Origin of the sequence: Actinomycetospora endophytica (assembly GCF_021026375.1) — a bacterium.
Taxonomy (GTDB): Bacteria; Actinomycetota; Actinomycetes; order Mycobacteriales; family Pseudonocardiaceae; genus Actinomycetospora; species Actinomycetospora endophytica.
Genome location: NZ_JAJNDB010000002.1, coordinates 255,356 through 271,570, shown reverse-complemented (window position 1 = coordinate 271,570; position 16,215 = coordinate 255,356). Strand labels below are relative to the sequence as shown.

The window sequence follows — 16,215 nt, the reverse complement described above, 5'->3', positions numbered from 1 at the left end:
CGCGAGTCTGGCACTCGGGTGGGGTGAGTGCAAGCGACTCAGGGCGGGCGGGGTGTCGGCGAGGTCAGGTCAGCGCCAGGACCAGCACGACGACGAGCACGACGACGACCGCGCCCGCCACCACGAGCGCGACGACGGGGCGCCGCGGGCCGCCGCCGGGACCGAACGCCCCGAGATCGGCCGGCGCCGCCGGCGCCTGAACGCGGCGGGGCGGCGCGCCGGGCGCCGCGGGAGCAGCGGCCGGGGTTCGTGGCACGGGCCCGGTCGCCGGGCGGGTGATCGGGCCCGTCGGCGGACGCGCCCCGGCCGCACCGCGAGGGGAGGATTCGGTCGCTCCATCGGCGCGAGGGTTCCCCTCGCGCGGCGGCGGCGGGCTCCCCTCACGCGACGACGGCGGCGGCGGCGGGGGCCCGGTCGCCGGGCGGGACGGCGGGGCGGGCCGCGACGGGGGCCGGCGCGCGAGGGCCGTCCGGGCGCCGGCCACCAGCTCCCGCGCGGTGCCGGGCCGCCGGGCCGGGTCGGTGGCCAGGGCCCGGCGCATGAGGTCGTCCACCTCGCGCCCGAGCGGCGCCGCACCCGGCGTCGGAGGACCCCGCAGCACCGGCACCTCCCCGGCCAGGTGCGCGTCGATCACCTCGGTGACCGTGCCCCGGTAGGGCGCCCGGCCCGCCAGGCAGGTGAACAGCACACAGCCCAGCGAGTAGAGGTCGGTACGGGCGTCGACCGGCTCGCCGCGCAGGTGCTCGGGCGCGGCGTAGGTGGGCGAGCCGAGGAAGTCGCCGGCGTGCGTGCGGTGGCCGGTCGCGCCGCGGTGGGTGAGCCCGAAGTCCGCGAGGTAGGCGTGCTCCGCCCCGCCCCGGCTCTCGACCAGCACGTTCGCCGGCTTGACGTCGAGGTGGACCAGGCCGTGGGCGTGGACGGCGTCGAGCGCGTCGGCCACCTGGTCGAGCAACCGCAGCGCGCGTTCCGGGGCGAGCGGCCGCCCGCCGATCAGCGACGCGAGGTCGCGGCCGTCGACGAACCGCATCGCGATGTAGAGCCGTTCCTCGCCGCCGGGACCGGGCGCGCGGTCGACGTCGTAGAGCGGCACGACGTGGGGGTGGTCGACGGCCGAGGTGTTGCGGGCCTCCTCGAGGAAGCGGGCGCGGAACTCCTCGTCGAGCGCCAGCGCGGGGTCGATCACCTTGAGCGCCACACGGCGGTCGAGGCGGGTGTCGGTCGCCCGGTAGACGGTGCTCATCCCACCGCGGCCGATCACCGACTCCACCCGGAAGCGGCCCAGCGAGCTCCCGCCGAGGTCCTCCGGGCGCGCCGGGGCGACCGACCGGGTTCCGGCCGGTGTCACTCCGTCAGACGGGGGGACCGACACGGCACCGAGGGTAGTCGTCGGACCTCGGCGAACGGGTCCGCTCGGGCCCGCCGTGTCCGGCCGGGCACGATGGCCCCGTGGGCGACGACGGACGGGCGACGGGGCACGGGCACGACCACGGCGACCCCGCCGCGATGCGCCCGGTCGAGGAGCACGCGGCGACCGTCGCGGGCCTGGTCGCGGCCACCGGCAGCGAGACCGTCCGGCTCGCCGACGCCCGCGACCGGATCCTCGCCGCGGACCTCTCCTCCCCCCTGGCCCTCCCGCCGTTCGCGAACTCGGCGATGGACGGCTACGCGGTGCGGGCCGCGGACCTGCACGGGTTCCCGGTCACGCTGCCGGTGCCGGAGGACGTCCCCGCGGGCCGCGTCGACGGTCCGCCGCTCGCCCCGGGCACCGCGCACCGGATCATGACCGGGGCGCCGCTGCCCGAGGGCGCCGACGCCGTCGTCCAGGTGGAGTGGACCGACGGCGGGCTGCCGGGCGCGACGGTCACCGTCGAGAAGGCGGTGGACGCCGGGCAGAACGTGCGCGGGGCGGGCGAGGACGTCACCGCCGGGGAGCTCGTGCTCCCGGCCGGCACCGTGCTCGGCCCGGCCCAGATCGGGCTGGCCGCCGCGGTCGGGGCGGCCGAGCTGGTCGTGCACCGGCGCCCGCGGGTGCTCGTGCTCTCCACCGGCTCCGAGCTCGTCGCGCCCGGCGAGCCGCTGCGCCACGGCCAGATCCACGAGTCGAACGGCCCGATGCTCGCGGCGGCCGTCGACGACGCGGGCGGCGAGGCGCGCCTGCTCCGCTTCGTCCCGGACGACGTCGCCGAGTTCCTGTCCACCCTCGACGCGGCACTCGAGCAACCCACCGACCTCGTCCTCACCTCCGGCGGGGTGAGCGCCGGGGCGTACGAGGTCGTCAAGGACGCCTTCGCCCCGCGGGGCGTCGCCTTCGTCAAGGTGGCGATGCAGCCGGGCATGCCGCAGGGCGCCGGATGCTACGAGCACGCGGGGCACTCCGTCCCCGTCGTCACCCTCCCCGGCAACCCGGTGAGCTCCCTGGTCTCGTTCGAGGTGTTCGTCCGCCCGGTGCTGCGCGCGGCCGGGGGCCACCCGCACCCGGACCGTCCCCGGGTGCGGGCGCGGGTCTCGGAGTCGCTGCGCTCCCCGGCCGGGCGGCGCCAGCTCCGCCGGGGCCGCCTCGACGCGGTCACCGGCACGGTGAGCCCGGTCGGGGCGGCCGGGTCGCACCTGCTGGCCGCCCTCGCGCACGCCGACTGCCTGTTCGTGGTCGGCGAGGACGTCACCGAGGTCGCCGCGGGCACCGAGGTGGACGTCTGGCTCCTCGATCCGGTGCGGTGACCGATACCTGCCGACTGAACCGTTCCTGCGGCTGCGGCCTGCACACGAGCCCGCCGTCGAGCCGCCGGACGAGTGCTCCTGATGGGCTGTCCGAGGGAATCGCCCTTGGAGTCCCGATGAAGATCGGGCACCATGTGTGAGAACTCTCATGGCGGGGACGCCGACGAGTTCGACCGGGGTAGTCCGAGCAGCGATCGAGTGACGATCGCCCAGGACCAACCGCTTGTCGCTGGGGAGCGGACGAGCGGTTCACGCCGGGGTCGCCGTCTCGGGGGATGGCGGCCCCGGCACCTCCTCGTCAGAAACCCGGTCGTCATCACCGACGCGGACGTCGTACCCGCGTTCCGCTGCGCCGTTCCTCCGCGCCGCCCGATAGGTTCGCCCTGTCCGCACCTCGACGCCAGGGATCCCCATACCGATGGTCGCGTCCGACCGCTCCCCCGCACCCGCGCCCGGTGATCCCGGCGCCACTGCCCGGGACCACCTGCCCGCGCCCCGACGCCATCCCGTCCTCCACGCCGCCGACCTGGTGCGCGAGACGCTCCCGCCGCTGCACCCGGGCGGGCGGCCCGTCATCGGCGCCGTCGCCGCGGGCGCTCTCGCCGTCCGCGCCGTGCGTGGCCGCGGCACGTTCGGCGCCGTCCTGACGACGGCCGCCGTCGCCGCGTTCTTCCGGGCCCCGCACCGGGCGACGCCGCGCCGCGCCGACATCGCGGTCGCCCCCGCCGACGGCACCGTGAACGTCGTCGGGGACGCCGAGGCGCCGCCCGAGCTCGTCGCGAAGGGCTTCCCGGCCGGGCCGCGGCCCCGCGTGAGCACCTTCCTGTCCGTCTACGACGTGCACGTCCAGCGCGTGCCCACCGACGGCCAGGTCCTCGCCGTCGAGCACCGGCCCGGCACGTTCGTCTCGGCGGACCTGCCCGAGGCCAGCGAGGCCAACTCCCGTACCTCGCTGTGGCTGCGCGACACCGCGGGGCGCGACCTCGCCGTCGTGCAGATCGCCGGTCTGGTGGCCCGCCGGATCGTGTGCGACGCCGCTCCCGGCGACGAGGTCGCGGCCGGCGAGACCTACGGGCTGATCCGTTTCGGTTCCCGTGTCGACCTGCTGCTGCCGCCCGGCGCCGAGATCGGCGTCGAGCCCGGGCAGCGCACCGTGGGCGCGGAGACCGTGCTCGCGACCCTCCCGCCGACGGCGCCCCGTGACGGAGGCTGACGCCGTGCCCGCGACCACCGCGCCCGGCGTCCGGCTGCTGCCCAACGCCGTCACCGTCCTGGCCATGTGCTCGGGGCTGTCGGGCGTGCAGTTCATGCTGGGCGGCAACTTCGTGGCCGCGGTCGCCGCCATCGCGCTGGCCGGGGTGTTCGACGCCCTCGACGGCCGCCTGGCCCGGCTCCTCGACGCCACCAGCCGCATCGGCGCCGAGCTCGACTCGCTGTCGGACTGCATCTCGTTCGGCGTCTCGCCCGCGCTGATCCTCTTCCTGTGGTCGCTGCACGACCTGCGGGTCGGCTGGGTGGTGGCGCTCGTCCTCGTCGTGTCGACGGCGCTGCGGCTCGCGCGCTTCAACACGCTCTCCGACGACGCCGAGGCGCCACCGTTCGCCGGGGAGTTCTTCGTCGGCGTGCCGTCGCCCGCGGGGGCGCTGGTCGCGCTGACCCCGCTGGCGACGGAGCTGCTGCTCGGCCCCGGCTGGTGGTCGGCCCCGGTGACCGTGGCGATCTGGACGGTGTTCTCGGCCGGGCTGATGATCTCCCGGATCCCGACGTCGTCGCTGAAGAGCGTCCGGGTGCCGCCGTCAGCCGTGGCGCCGGCGCTGGTGCTGGTCGCGCTGGTCGCGGCGGCCGTCGTCGTGGTGCCGTTCGCGCTCTACCCGGTCGCGATCCTGCTCTACCTGGCGCACATCCCCTACGCCGTCTACCGCTACCGCTGGCTGGAACGGCACCCGGAGGTCTGGCACGTGCCGCCGCGCCAGCGCCGCGCGGTCCGCCGGGCCCACCGTCGTCTCGGGCTCCTGCCGCCGCGCCGTCCGCTGCCGCGCCGGGTCGCCGGTGCGGCCGCCCGGGCCGGTCGTCGGACGATGAACCGGGACCGCGTCGGGAACCCCGGCTCGCGACGGCTCGGGATGCGGGGCTCCGGCCGGCGGGGCCCGAACCGCCGTGGCCAGGACCGCCCGAACCCGGAGCGCCCGAACCAGGACCGGCCGTGACCGAGGCGGTCCCGCAGGTCACGCTGACCGCCCAGCTCTCGACCTCGGCCGCCGACGCCCGCCGCGGCGTGGTCCGGCTGCACGGCGAGGTGCTCGCGGCGCTCGGCCTGGCCGCGTGGGACGCGGTCCGGGTCGTCGGCACCCGCGCGACCGTCGCCCTCGCCGCGCCGGCCACCGTCCCCGTCTCGCCGGGCACGGCCACCCTGGACGAGACCGCGATGGTCAACGCCGGGATCGTCGCCGGCACCGCCGTGGCCGTCGAGCCGGTGACGGTGACGGCGGCGCGCACCATCACCGTGGCGGGCTCCCGGCTCGCGTCCACCGCCGTGGCCCCGGAGACCGTGCGCCTGGCCCTGACCGGCAAGGTCCTCGCGCCCGGCGACACCGTCTCGCTGCTCCCCCAGGACCTCGCCCCCGTTCCCGGGGCGGACGCCGTCGGCACCCGGACCCGGCTCTCCGCCGAGCTGGGCGGCACGTGGACGACCGAGCTGGTCACCGTCGTCACCGCGGAGCCCGAGCAGGGCAGCGCCTACGCCGTGGGCCCCAGCACGGTGGTGGCCTGGCAGGGCGGTCCGCGGACCGGCGCGGCGGCCGAGAGCGGCAACGACGTCGGGTGGTCGACGCCGGCGGGGTTCTTCGCGGGAGCCCCGGCGGCCGCGCCCGTCGCGGCGGCCCCGGTCGCCGAGGTGGTGCCCGCCGCGGCTCCGGAGCCTGCCCCGCCCGCGGTGACCGACCTCGTCGGCCACCAGGACGCGGCGCGCCGCCTGCGCGAGTGGTTCGACCTGGTCTTCCACCGCCCCGAACTGCTGACCCGGCTCGGCGCCGCCCCGCGGCTTGGGGTGCTCGTCGTCGGGCCCGAGGGGGTCGGGCGCACGACGCTGGTGCGCGCGGTCGCGGCCGAGGCGGAGGCGCGCCTGGTCACGCTCGACGCCCCCGCGGCCGCCGCGCTCGAGGCGGGCGCCGCCGCGGAGCGCGTGCGGACGGCGATCCGGCGGGCCCGGGAGGCCGCGACCGGTGACCACCGCGCGGTGCTGCTGGTACCCGACGTCGAGAGCCTGCTGCCCGCGTCGACCCCGCCGCCGCTGGCGACCGTCGTGCTCGACGAGCTGCGCGCGGTCGTGGCCACCGGGCGGGTCGCGCTGGTGGCCACCGCGCAGGGGCCCGAGTCGGTCGACCCGCGGCTGCGTGCCCCCGATCTCGTCGACCGCGAGCTCGGCCTGGCCGCTCCCGACGACCGGGACCGCGCCGAGCTGCTGCGCGTGCTGCTGCGGGAGGTGCCGCTCGCGGGCGACGTCGACCTCGGCGTCGTCGGGACCCGCACCCCGGGCTTCGTCGCCGCCGACCTCGTCGCGCTGCGCCGCGAGGCGGCCGTCCAGGCGGCGCTGCGGGGCCGGGACGCCGACGACGAGCTCCGGCTGTGCCAGGACGACCTGCTCGGCGCGGTCGCCTCGGTGCGCCCGGTCGCGCTGTCGGCGTCGGGCTCGCAGACGCTGCACTCCGGCGGGCTGACCCTCGACGACGTCGGCGACATGGTCGAGACGAAGCAGGCGCTCACCGAGACCGTCCTCTGGCCGCTGACCTACCCGGACTCGTTCGCCCGGCTCGGGGTGGAACCGCCGCGCGGGGTCCTGCTCTACGGGCCCCCCGGCGGCGGGAAGACCTTCCTCATGCGGGCGCTGGCCGGGACCGGCCGGCTCAACGTGTTCGTCGTCAAGGGCGCGGAGCTGCTCGACAAGTACGTCGGCGAGTCCGAGCGGGCGGTCCGCGAGCTGTTCCGCCGCGCCGCCGACGCCGCGCCCGCCCTGGTGTTCCTCGACGAGGTGGACGCGCTGGCGCCGCGGCGGGGCGGGTCGACCGACGCCGGGGTGGCCGACCGCGTGGTCGCGGCGCTGCTCACCGAGCTGGACGGGGCGCAGCCGCTGCGCGACGTCGTGGTGCTCGGCGCGACCAACCGGCCGGAGCTCATCGACCCCGCGCTGCTGCGGCCCGGCCGGCTGGAGCGCCAGATCTACGTGCCACCGCCCGACGCCGAGGCCCGCACGGAGATCCTGCGCGCCGCGTCGAAGGCGACGCCGCTGGCCGCCGACGTGGATCTGGAGGCCCTCGCGCGCGACCTCGAGGGCTACTCCGCGGCCGACTGCTCGGCGCTGGTCCGGGAGGCGGCGCTCACCGCGATGCGGGCCTCGCTGGACTCGACCGAGGTCACGGCCGCGCAGTTCGCCACCGCGCGGACCGTCGTGCGGCCGTCGCTGGACCCGCGCCAGCTCGCCGACCTGGAGGCGTACGCGAACCGGGGCTAGGAGCCCTTCTGGGCGTTCTGGCCCCAGTTGTTGGTCGCGATGACGATGACGCCGGGCGAGGCGTTCGCGATCCCCGGGAAGCGGGGCTGGGTCTGCAGCCCGAACATCGCGGCGACGGCGTTCGCGGCGCCCTCCTCGTTGGTCCCGGGCCGGTAGTAGGCGGTGCTGACCGGGATGACGCCCTGCGCGTAGTTGCCGGTCTCGACGACGTCGATGCCGCGCGCCTTCATCTGGTCGCCCGCCTTCTCGGCAAGCCCGACGATCATCGAGTTGTTGTAGACGCGGACCGGCACGCCGGCGAACGCGGACGTGCCGCCACCGCCTCCGGAGCCGCCGCCCCCGGAGGCCCCCGAACCACCGGAACCGCCCGACCCGCCGCCGGGCACGATCGGCGGCGCCGCGGCCACGGGCGGCAGCGCGCCGGTGACCGGCGGGGCGGCGCCCGCGGTCGGTGCGCCGGCCTCGGCACCCGTCCCGCCGGCGCCCGTACCGGCGGGTGGTGCGGGGGCGGGGCCGCCCGCGGGCGGAGCCCCGTTCGGCCCGACGCCGGGCGCGGGCGACACCGAGGACGGCGACGCGGCCGGCGCGCTCGAGGTGCCCTGTCCGCCGAGACTGATCAGTCCCACGACGGCGGCGATGGCTGCCACGCCGAGCAGCGCGACGCCCGCGATGCGCAAGCGGGAGGCGCCGGACGCCCCGGGACCCGTCATGACCTTGCTCCCCTTCCGATGCCGGTCGCGCTGCCCGCACTCGCTCGGGCGGCGACCTCGTCGGGGATCAGGGAATCACTAGGTCGGCTCCACACCGAGGCGACGCGCCGCACGGGCGCGTTGCCGTGTCTGACGCAGCCGGCGCAGTCGCTTCACGAGCATCGGGTCGGCCGCGAGGGCCTCCGGACGGTCCACGAGGGCGTTGAGCACCTGGTAATAGCGGGTGGCCGACATGTCGAACAGCTCGCGGATCGCCTGTTCCTTGGCGCCGGCGTACTTCCACCACTGGCGCTCGAAGGCGAGGATCTCGCGATCCCGGCGGGTCAGACCGTCGTCCGGGGCCGAGGCGTGCCGCCCGGGCGAGCCGGTGGGCAGCGTCGGGTCGGTCGAAGCTGCTGGAGCGTCCATCACTCTCCTCGGAGAGGCTCGTTCCTCCGGGCTCCCGACGGGGCCTGCGGTGTCGGCGCCGCGAATCCGTACCCGAATGACACGGGTGTCATTCCGGCGTCCTCCATTCAACCACGGCCCTCCGACAACTCCCTGGCAACGCACGGCGTCACCACCGCCACCCGGCCCCGCCAGCCAGGTCACTACGCTGCCTCGCCGTGACCGTCCGCCCGATCGTCATCACCGGCGACCCCGTCCTGCACGCCCCGACGCGGCCGTTCGACGACGACGAGTTCGCCTCCGACGAGCTGCGGACCCTCGTCGACGACCTCTTCGAGACGATGGACGCGGCCCACGGGGTCGGCCTCGCGGCGAACCAGATCGGCGTGGGCCGGCGGGTGTTCGTCTTCGACTGCCCCGACCCGGAGCTCGAGGGGGAACGGCGCCGCGGCGTCGTCGTCAACCCGACCCTGGAGACCGACCCGGTCCCCGAGACCATGCCCGACGAGGACGACGACTCCGAGGGCTGCCTGTCGGTGCCCGGCGAGTCCTTCCCGACCGGGCGCGCGGACTGGGCGGCCGTGACCGGGTACGACGTCGAGGGCGAGCCGGTGAAGGTCGAGGGCCGCGGCTTCTTCGCCCGGTGCCTGCAGCACGAGACCGACCACCTCGACGGCCTCGTCTACACCGATCGGCTGATCGGCCGGAACAAGCGGGCGGCCAAGCGCGCGGTGCGCGCCCACGGCTGGGGCGTGCCCGGCCTCTCGTGGATGCCGGGCGTCGACCCGGACCCCTTCGGCCACTGACCCCGGTCATTGAACCCGGAATGACCACTCGCTGAACACTGTCGGTGACTGTGACGTCACAGTCAGCCGCATCGCGGTCCGCGGGTCGCTCGTTGCACCGGTGACGGCCCCGCGGGCCGTCCTCGACGACGCACGACGAAGATCCGGGGGCGCTCTGTGACGACGGTCCTGAACCATCCGGTGGCCGACTCCTGCCCGGCGGGTCCGGTCCCGATGGTGACCGGCCCGGCGACGTGGGCCGCCGAGCGCGGCACGTCCACCGCGTACACCTTCACCGACCACGCGGCGTCACCGTCGTACCGGTCCTCGCTGACCTGGGCCGAGCTGGAGCGCGACACCGACGACCTCGCCCGCCGGCTGCTCGCGGTCGCCGAGCCCGGCGAGCGCTGCGCGATCATGCTGCCCACCGGGCTGGAGTTCGTCGTCGGCATGCTCGCCGCGGTCCGGGCCGGCCTCGTCGCGGTGCCGCTGTTCGGTCCGGACCACCGCGGCCACGCCGAGCGCGTCCGCGCGGTGCTCGACGACTGCACCCCCGCGCTCGCCCTCGTCACCCCGGGCAGCGTCGAGGTCGTCGAGGCCACCGGCGCCGCCGGCCGCGTGCTCGCCCTCGACGGCACGACCGACGCGCTCCCCGCCCCGAGCCGGGCGGACCTGCCGGTCCCCGCTCCCGACGACATCGCCTACCTGCAGTACACCTCGGGCTCGACCCGGTCCCCGGCCGGCGTCGTGGTGACCCACGCGAACGTCGCCGCGAACTGCGCCCAGCTCGTCGCCGCGTACGACCTGCACCGCGACACCAACCGCTGCGTGACCTGGCTGCCGCTCTTCCACGACATGGGCCTGGTCACCGGGGTGCTGCTGCCGGTGTGCACCGGGCTGGCGTCGGACCTCATGGACCCGGCCGCGTTCGTGCAGCGCCCGGCGCGCTGGCTCGACCTGCTCGCCGGCGGGCGGGGCACCTTCGCCGCCGCCCCGAACTTCGCGTTCGACCACTGCGTGCGCCGGGTGCGCGACGCCGACCTCGAACGCCTCGACCTGAGCGGGGTCGCCGCGCTGGTCAACGGCAGCGAGCCGGTCCGCCTCGCCACGATCGAGCGGTTCGCGGAGCGCTTCGGCCCGGTCGGGTTCCGCCGCGACGCGCACCGTCCCTCGTACGGGCTGGCCGAGGCGACAGTCTTCGTCGCCACCGGCCGGGCGGGCACGGAGCCGCACGCGGTCACCCTCGACGCCGAGCGGCTGCGGACCGGCGAGGCCGTCCCGGCCCCCGACCACGACACGGCGAGCACGCTCGTGACCTGCGGGACGGCCGTGGGCCAGTCGGCCGTCGTCGTGGATCCGGCGGCGCGGCGGCCGCAGCCCGACGGCGCCGTCGGCGAGCTGTGGTGCCGGGGCCCGAACGTGGGGCAGGGCTACCACGGGGGCGGCGAACGCTCCCGGGAGACCTTCGGGGCCACCCTCGCCGAGGACACCCGCGGCGAGCACCCGGCCGGCCCGTGGATGCGCACCGGGGACCTCGCCGTCGTCCACGACGGCTCCCTGTTCATCACCGGGCGCCTCAAGGACATGATCATCGTCGACGGGCGCAACCACTACCCGCAGGACCTGGAGGCGACCGCCGAGTCGGCCGACCCGGAGGTCCGGCAGGGGCTGGTCGCCGCGTTCGGGGTGGACGGCGGCGACGGCGAGCAGGTGGTGGTCCTCGCCGTGCGCCGGCACCGCGACGACGACGGCAGCGCGGCCAAGGCGGTCCGCCGCGCGGTCTCCGCCCAGCACGGCGTGCCGGTCCGCGAGGTCCGGTTCGTCCCGCCGAACGAGCTCCCGCGCACCAGCAGCGGCAAGATCGCCCGCGCCGCCAGCCGCCAGGCCTACCTGGCCGACGAGCCCGTGGGGGCACGGTGACGACCGCGGAGCAGGACCTGCGGAGCCGGCTCGTCGAGCTGGTCGCGTCCTGGTGCGACCTCGACCCCGCCGAGCTCGACGCCGACACCCCGCTCGAGGACCTCGGGCTGTCGTCCCGGGACATCGTCGCGCTCTCCGGCGAGATCGGCGACGAGCTCGGCGTCGACCTGCCGACGACGGTGCTGTGGGAGTCGCCGACGATCTCCACGCTCGTCGGCGCGCTCGAGCCCGCGAGCCCCGAGGCGGCCCCCGCGAGCGGTCCGTCCGCCGACGGCCGCCCGGCCGCCGACGAGCCGCTCGCCCTCGTCGGCCTCGGCTGTCGGCTGCCCGGCGGCGTGGACTCGCCAGAGGCGTTCTGGGAGCTGCTCGAGCGCGGCGGCGACGCCGTCGGGCCGGTCCCGTCCGGGCGCTGGGCCCACCGGCCGGACGTCTGCGACCGCGGCGGCTTCCTCGACGACGTCGCGGGCTTCGACGCCGGCTTCTTCGGCATCTCGCCGCGCGAGGCCGCCGCGGCGGACCCGCAGCAGCGGCTGCTGCTCGAGGTCGCGCACGAGGCCCTCGCCCACGCCGCGATCGACCCCGCCGCGCTGCGCGGCAGCGCCACCGGCGTCTACGTGGGGGTGTCCTCCACCGACTACCCCGGCAGCCCGGGCGAGCCGTGGCACGCCACCGGCACCTCGGCCGCCGTCGTCGCCGGGCGCCTGGGCTACGTGCTCGACCTGCGGGGACCCGCGCTCACCGTCGACACCGCGTGCTCGTCGTCGCTGGTCGCGCTGCACCAGGCCGCCCACGCCCTGCGCGCCGGGGAGATCGACCTGGCGATCGTGGGCGGCACCAACGTGCTCGCGACCGCGCAGGCCCAGGCGTCGATGGAGGCCCTCGGGGCGCTGTCGCCGCGGGGCCGGTGCGCCCCGTTCGACGCCGCCGCCGACGGCATCGCCCGCGGCGAGGGCGTGGGCGTCGTCGTCCTCAAGCGCCTCGCCGACGCGGCGCACGACGGCGACCGGGTGCTCGCCCTGCTCGCCGCGACCGCGGTGAACGCCGACGGGCACTCGCAGGGCCTCACCGCGCCGCACCCCGGTGCGCAGCGCGACCTGCTGACCGCCGCGTACCGCACGGCGGGCCTCGACCCGGCGAGTGTCGACTACGTCGAGGCCCACGGCACCGGGACCGCGCTCGGCGACCCGATCGAGGCCGGTGCCCTCGGCGCGGCGCTCGGCGCGGGCCGGTCGGGCGAGGACGCGCTGCTGATCGGCTCGGTGAAGTCGAACGTGGGGCACACCGAGGCCGCGGCGGGCATCGTCGGGCTGATCAAGGTCGTGCTCGCCCTGGGCCACGACCGGATCCCGGCCACGCTGCACCAGGACGAGCCCAGCCCGCACCTCGACCTCGCGGCCGCCGGGCTGCGCGTCGTCGGGCACCCCACCGCCTGGCCGCGCCACGGCGGGCGGGCCGTGGCCGGGGTGTCGGCGTTCGGGTTCAGCGGCACCAACGCGCACGCGGTGCTCACCGAGGCTCCCGCGGCACCGTCGACCCCCGAGCCGGGCGAGGGACCCGTCGTCGCCGTCCTGTCCGCCCCCGACGACGACCGCCTGCACGAGGCGGCCCGCACGCTCGGCCGGTGGCTGACCGATCGGCCCGTCGAGGACCGCCCGAGCCCGGCCGACGTCGCGCACACCCTCGCGCGGCGCGACGCGACCTCGGGGCGCGCCGGCCGGCGCCGCCGACTCGCGGTGGTCGCCTCGGACGCCGAGGAGCTCGCGGCGCGGCTGGCCGGCTCCGACCGCTCCTCCTCGACCGCCGAGCCGGACCCGACCGCCGGGCCGGGCGTGGTCTGGCTCTTCGGCGGCCACGGCTCGTGGTGGCCCGGCACCGGCCGCGGCCTGCTCGACGGCGAGCCCGCCTTCGCCGAGGCGGTCGCCCGCCTCGACCCGTCGTTCACCCGCTACGCCGGGCGGAGCCTGACCGCGCTGCTCACCGATCCCCCGCCGGAGTCCGACCTCGCCCGCACCCAGCTCGCGGTGTGCGGCGTCCAGCTGGCGCTCGCGGCGACCTGGCGGGCCGCCGGGGTCCGGCCCGCGGCCGTCGTCGGGCACTCCATGGGCGAGGTGGCCGCCGCCGTGACGGCGGGCGTGCTCACCGAGGACTCCGGGGTCCGGGTCATGGCGGTCCGCGCCCGGCTGCTCGCCGAGCTCGACGCCGCCGGGGACGGCGCCATGGCGTCGGTGGAGCTCACCCCCGACGAGCTGGCGTCTATGGTCGGCCACGAGGTGGAGATCGCGGTGCACGCCGCGCCCGACCAGCTCACCGTGTCCGGGCCCGCCGCCGCCGTGCACCGGGTGGTCGGTGCCGCGCGCGAGTGGGGCCGCACCGCGCGGGTCCTGCCGTTGGCCGTGGCCTGCCACACCGCCGCCGTCGAACCGGTGCGGGTCGCGCTGCGGCGCGAGCTCACCGACCTGGAGATCCGGCCCGCGACGGTCCCCTGGTACGACACGACCGGGGACGACCCGCGCCTGACCCCGATCGGCGACGCCGCCCACTGGGCCGACGCCGCCCGCAACCCGGTGCGCTGGGCCGACGCCGTCACCGCCGCCGGGACCGACGGGCACACCCGGTTCCTGGAGCTCTCGCCGCACCCGGTGGTCCTCGGCGCCACGGCCCGCACGCTCGCCGCGCGCCCGACCGAGCCGGTGCTGGTGTCCTCGGTCCGCCGCGGCGACGACGAGGTGCGCGCCCTGCGCGGGGCGCAGGCCCAGCTGCACGTGTCCGGCATCGCGATCGACTGGGCCGCGGTCCTCCCGGGCGGGCGGGTCGTCGACCTGCCCGGACCGGTGTGGCGCCACGAGACGTTCTGGGCGGAGCCGGCCGGGCCGACCCTGCCTGGTGCCGTCGCCCGCCCGACCGGCCACCCCCTGCTCGGCGCCCACCAGGAGCTGCCCGGCGGCTCGGCGGACGTGTGGCAGGCCCCCGCGGACCGGGACGACCTGACCCCGGCGCGCCTGCGCGAGCGCGTGCTCGCCGCCGCCGAGCACCGCCACGGTCCGGGCGGCGCGGGCGTCGACGAGTGGCACCAGCTCGCGGACCCCGGACGCGGCCCGGTCGGCCGGGGCGCCGCGCTCAGCACCCTCGCCCGCCGCGACGGCACCGTCGAGGTGCACCTGCGCACCCCCGACGGCGAGTGGGTGCCGGTCGTCACCGCGCGCATCCGGGCCCAGGGCCCGGACGACGCACCGGTCGTGGGCGCCGACTCCCACCTCGACCGCGTCCGGCGCGTCACCGCCGACATCCTGGGCCTCGACGAGCGCCGTCTCGACGTCGACGCCGACCTCGGCGCGATCGGGCTGGACTCGCTCGGCGCGGTGCGGCTGCGCCGCCTGCTGGAGTCCCAGCTCGGCGTCGTCGTCACCGTGCCCGAGCTGCTGGCGCACGCGACGGTCCGCCAGCTCGCGCAGGAGCCCGACCCCACGACGGGCGCCGGGCCCGCGACGGCCGCCCCGGCGGTGATCATCACGGACCTGCCCGCGGTCACGGTGCTGCGCGAGGGCGAGCCCGGGGTGACCCCGCTGCACCTGTTCCACCCCGCGGGCACCCCGACCGCGGTCTACGGCCCGCTCGTCGCCGGCCTGCCGCGCAACGTCGCCTGCTACGGCCACGAGCGCGCCCCGTCGCCCGGGCCGGTCACCGAGCGGGTGCGCGATCACCTCGCCGAGGTTCGGGGCCTGCAGCCGGTGGGCCCGTACCGCCTGCTGGGCTGGTCGTTCGGCGGCGTGCTGGCGCAGGAGGCCGCCGTCGCGCTCACCGCCGAGGGGCACGACGTCGAGATCGTCGCCCTGGTCGACGCGCTGCGGCCGGCCGCCGCACCGGGCCAGGAGCTCCCGGCCGACCCGCGGGCCTTCACCGCCGGGCGGCTCTCCCGGCTGGTCCGCCACCTCGAGCAGACCCACGACACCGTGCTGGCGATCGACCTCGACGGGCTCGCCGAGCTCGACGAGGACGCGCAGCTCGAACGGCTCGTCCGCGCCCTGCTCCAGGCCCCCGAGCCGTGGGGCCCGGCCGCGCTCGAGCACCAGCGGACCTCGATCCTCGACGCCCGCGACGCCGAGACGCACGTGCCGCGGCGGCTCACGGTGCCCGCCGTGCAGTACCGCGCGCTGCACCCGTGCCCGGACTTCGAGGTCCTCGACCCGCGCTACAACCGGCTCGGTCCCGACGGCGGGTGGGGCGACGCGGTGCCCGACCTCGAGGTCGTCGGGATGGACACGGACCACCTCGGGATCATCGACCCGCCGCACGCGCACGCCATCGCGCGGGACCTCGCCGCGCGGTGGGGGGCGCTGGCCGGGAGCAGCGGATGAGCTCCCACGTGCTCGTGGTCGGCGCCTCGTCCGGCATCGGCGCGGCGACGGTCGACGTCCTGCTGGCGCGCGGCCACCAGGTCACCGCCTCGGTGCGCGATCCCGCGGACGCCGCCGCGCTGGAGCGTCGGCACGACGGCGGCCGCCTGCGGGTGGTGCGCTTCGACGTCACCGACACCGAGGGCATGACCGAGGTGGTCGGCGACGTCGCCGCGGCGGGTCCGCTGCACGCCGTCGTCGCGAACGCGGGCATCGCGACCGCCGCGCCGCTGGCCCACCTGCCGGTCGACGAACTGCGCCGGGTGCTCGAGGTCAACGTCGTCGGGCAGGTCGCGCTCGTCCAGGCCGCGCTGCCGGCGCTGCGCCGGGACGGTGGCCGGGTGGTGGTCGTGGGCTCGCTCGCCGGCCGGCTCGCGGGGCCGATGCTCGGGGCGTACGCCGCGTCGAAGGCGGCGCTCGCCGCGGCCACCCAGGTCCTGCGCGCCGAGCTCGCCCCGCGCGGGGTGCCGGTGGTGCTCGTCGAGCCCGGGGTGACCGCGAGCCCGATCTGGCACCGGGCGCTGGCCGCCACCGCGGACCTCCGCGACCGGCTCGGCCCCGAGGTGGCGCGCGACTACGGCGCGCTGTGGGACGACCTCGCCGCCGAGGGGGCGCGCAACGCCGAGAGCGGCGCGCCGCCGGAGCGGGTGGCCGACGTGATCGTGCACGAGATCGAGGCCGCCCGGCCGCGGCCGCGTCGCCTCGTCGGCCGCGACGCGCACCTCGCCGCGGCTCTCGCGACCCTGCCCGGCCGGGTGCGGGATCGCCTGCTCGCCGCCCGGCACTGAGCGGCC

11 protein-coding genes are annotated in these 16,215 nt (G+C 77.4%); 8 read left to right on the top strand and 3 right to left on the bottom strand.

Annotated features, from left to right (window positions below; all coding sequences use genetic code 11):
- Nucleotides 1-64: 64 nt before the first annotated feature.
- Nucleotides 65-1,369 carry a serine/threonine-protein kinase gene (locus tag LQ327_RS12180; RefSeq protein WP_230733742.1) on the bottom strand — a complete coding sequence of 435 codons (1,305 nt, stop codon included), beginning with the start codon at nucleotides 1,367-1,369 and terminating at the stop codon, nucleotides 65-67.
- Nucleotides 1,370-1,503: 134 nt separating this feature from the next.
- On the opposite strand from LQ327_RS12180, the gene moeA reads away from it, so the two are divergent.
- From moeA to LQ327_RS12160, 4 genes are all read left to right on the top strand, one after another.
- Nucleotides 1,504-2,718 carry a molybdopterin molybdotransferase MoeA gene (moeA, locus tag LQ327_RS12175; protein WP_230735034.1) on the top strand — a complete coding sequence of 405 codons (1,215 nt, stop codon included), beginning with the start codon at nucleotides 1,504-1,506 and terminating at the stop codon, nucleotides 2,716-2,718.
- A 418-nt stretch (nucleotides 2,719-3,136) separates the two neighbouring features.
- On the top strand, nucleotides 3,137-3,931 hold the full coding sequence (locus LQ327_RS12170) for a phosphatidylserine decarboxylase (RefSeq protein ID WP_230733740.1): 795 nt from the start codon (nucleotides 3,137-3,139) through the stop codon (nucleotides 3,929-3,931).
- Nucleotides 3,932-3,935: 4 nt separating this feature from the next.
- Entirely contained in the window at nucleotides 3,936-4,925 is a 990-nt protein-coding gene (locus LQ327_RS12165; protein ID WP_230733738.1) for a CDP-alcohol phosphatidyltransferase family protein, read from the top strand.
- Nucleotides 4,922-7,225: an AAA family ATPase gene (locus LQ327_RS12160; protein WP_230733736.1), complete on the top strand. Its 2,304-nt coding sequence runs from the start codon at nucleotides 4,922-4,924 to the stop codon at nucleotides 7,223-7,225. Before LQ327_RS12165 ends, LQ327_RS12160 begins: the two co-directional genes overlap by 4 nt.
- Here the strand turns inward: LQ327_RS12160 and LQ327_RS12155 are convergent.
- Together LQ327_RS12155 and napA are read right to left on the bottom strand one after the other, a co-directional pair.
- The gene (locus LQ327_RS12155) at nucleotides 7,222-7,935 is read right to left on the bottom strand and encodes a LytR C-terminal domain-containing protein (RefSeq protein ID WP_230733735.1); all 714 of its coding nucleotides are present in this window, start codon (nucleotides 7,933-7,935) and stop codon (nucleotides 7,222-7,224) included. The two genes, LQ327_RS12160 and LQ327_RS12155, sit on opposite strands and share 4 nt — an antisense overlap.
- 78 nt (nucleotides 7,936-8,013) lie before the next feature.
- Nucleotides 8,014-8,343 (bottom strand): nucleoid-associated protein NapA, encoded by a 330-nt coding sequence (gene napA, locus LQ327_RS12150; protein ID WP_230733734.1) that lies wholly within the window; start codon nucleotides 8,341-8,343, stop codon nucleotides 8,014-8,016.
- A gap of 197 nt (nucleotides 8,344-8,540) precedes the next feature.
- On the opposite strand from napA, the gene LQ327_RS12145 reads away from it, so the two are divergent.
- The 4 genes from LQ327_RS12145 to LQ327_RS12130 all read left to right on the top strand — a co-directional run bounded on the left by LQ327_RS12145 (nucleotide 8,541) and on the right by LQ327_RS12130 (nucleotide 16,209).
- Nucleotides 8,541-9,128, top strand: a complete 588-nt coding sequence (locus tag LQ327_RS12145; protein ID WP_230733733.1) for a peptide deformylase — start codon at nucleotides 8,541-8,543, stop codon at nucleotides 9,126-9,128.
- 156 nt (nucleotides 9,129-9,284) lie between these two features.
- Complete coding sequence (locus tag LQ327_RS12140; protein ID WP_230733732.1) at nucleotides 9,285-11,027, top strand: fatty acyl-AMP ligase; 1,743 nt, start codon at nucleotides 9,285-9,287, stop codon at nucleotides 11,025-11,027.
- Nucleotides 11,024-15,382 (top strand): type I polyketide synthase, encoded by a 4,359-nt coding sequence (locus tag LQ327_RS12135; RefSeq protein WP_230733731.1) that lies wholly within the window; start codon nucleotides 11,024-11,026, stop codon nucleotides 15,380-15,382. The genes LQ327_RS12140 and LQ327_RS12135 overlap by 4 nt, the downstream gene beginning before the upstream one ends.
- The gene (locus tag LQ327_RS12130; RefSeq protein WP_230733730.1) at nucleotides 15,379-16,209 is read left to right on the top strand and encodes an SDR family NAD(P)-dependent oxidoreductase; all 831 of its coding nucleotides are present in this window, start codon (nucleotides 15,379-15,381) and stop codon (nucleotides 16,207-16,209) included. The genes LQ327_RS12135 and LQ327_RS12130 overlap by 4 nt, the downstream gene beginning before the upstream one ends.
- The last annotated feature ends 6 nt before the right edge of the window (nucleotides 16,210-16,215 follow it).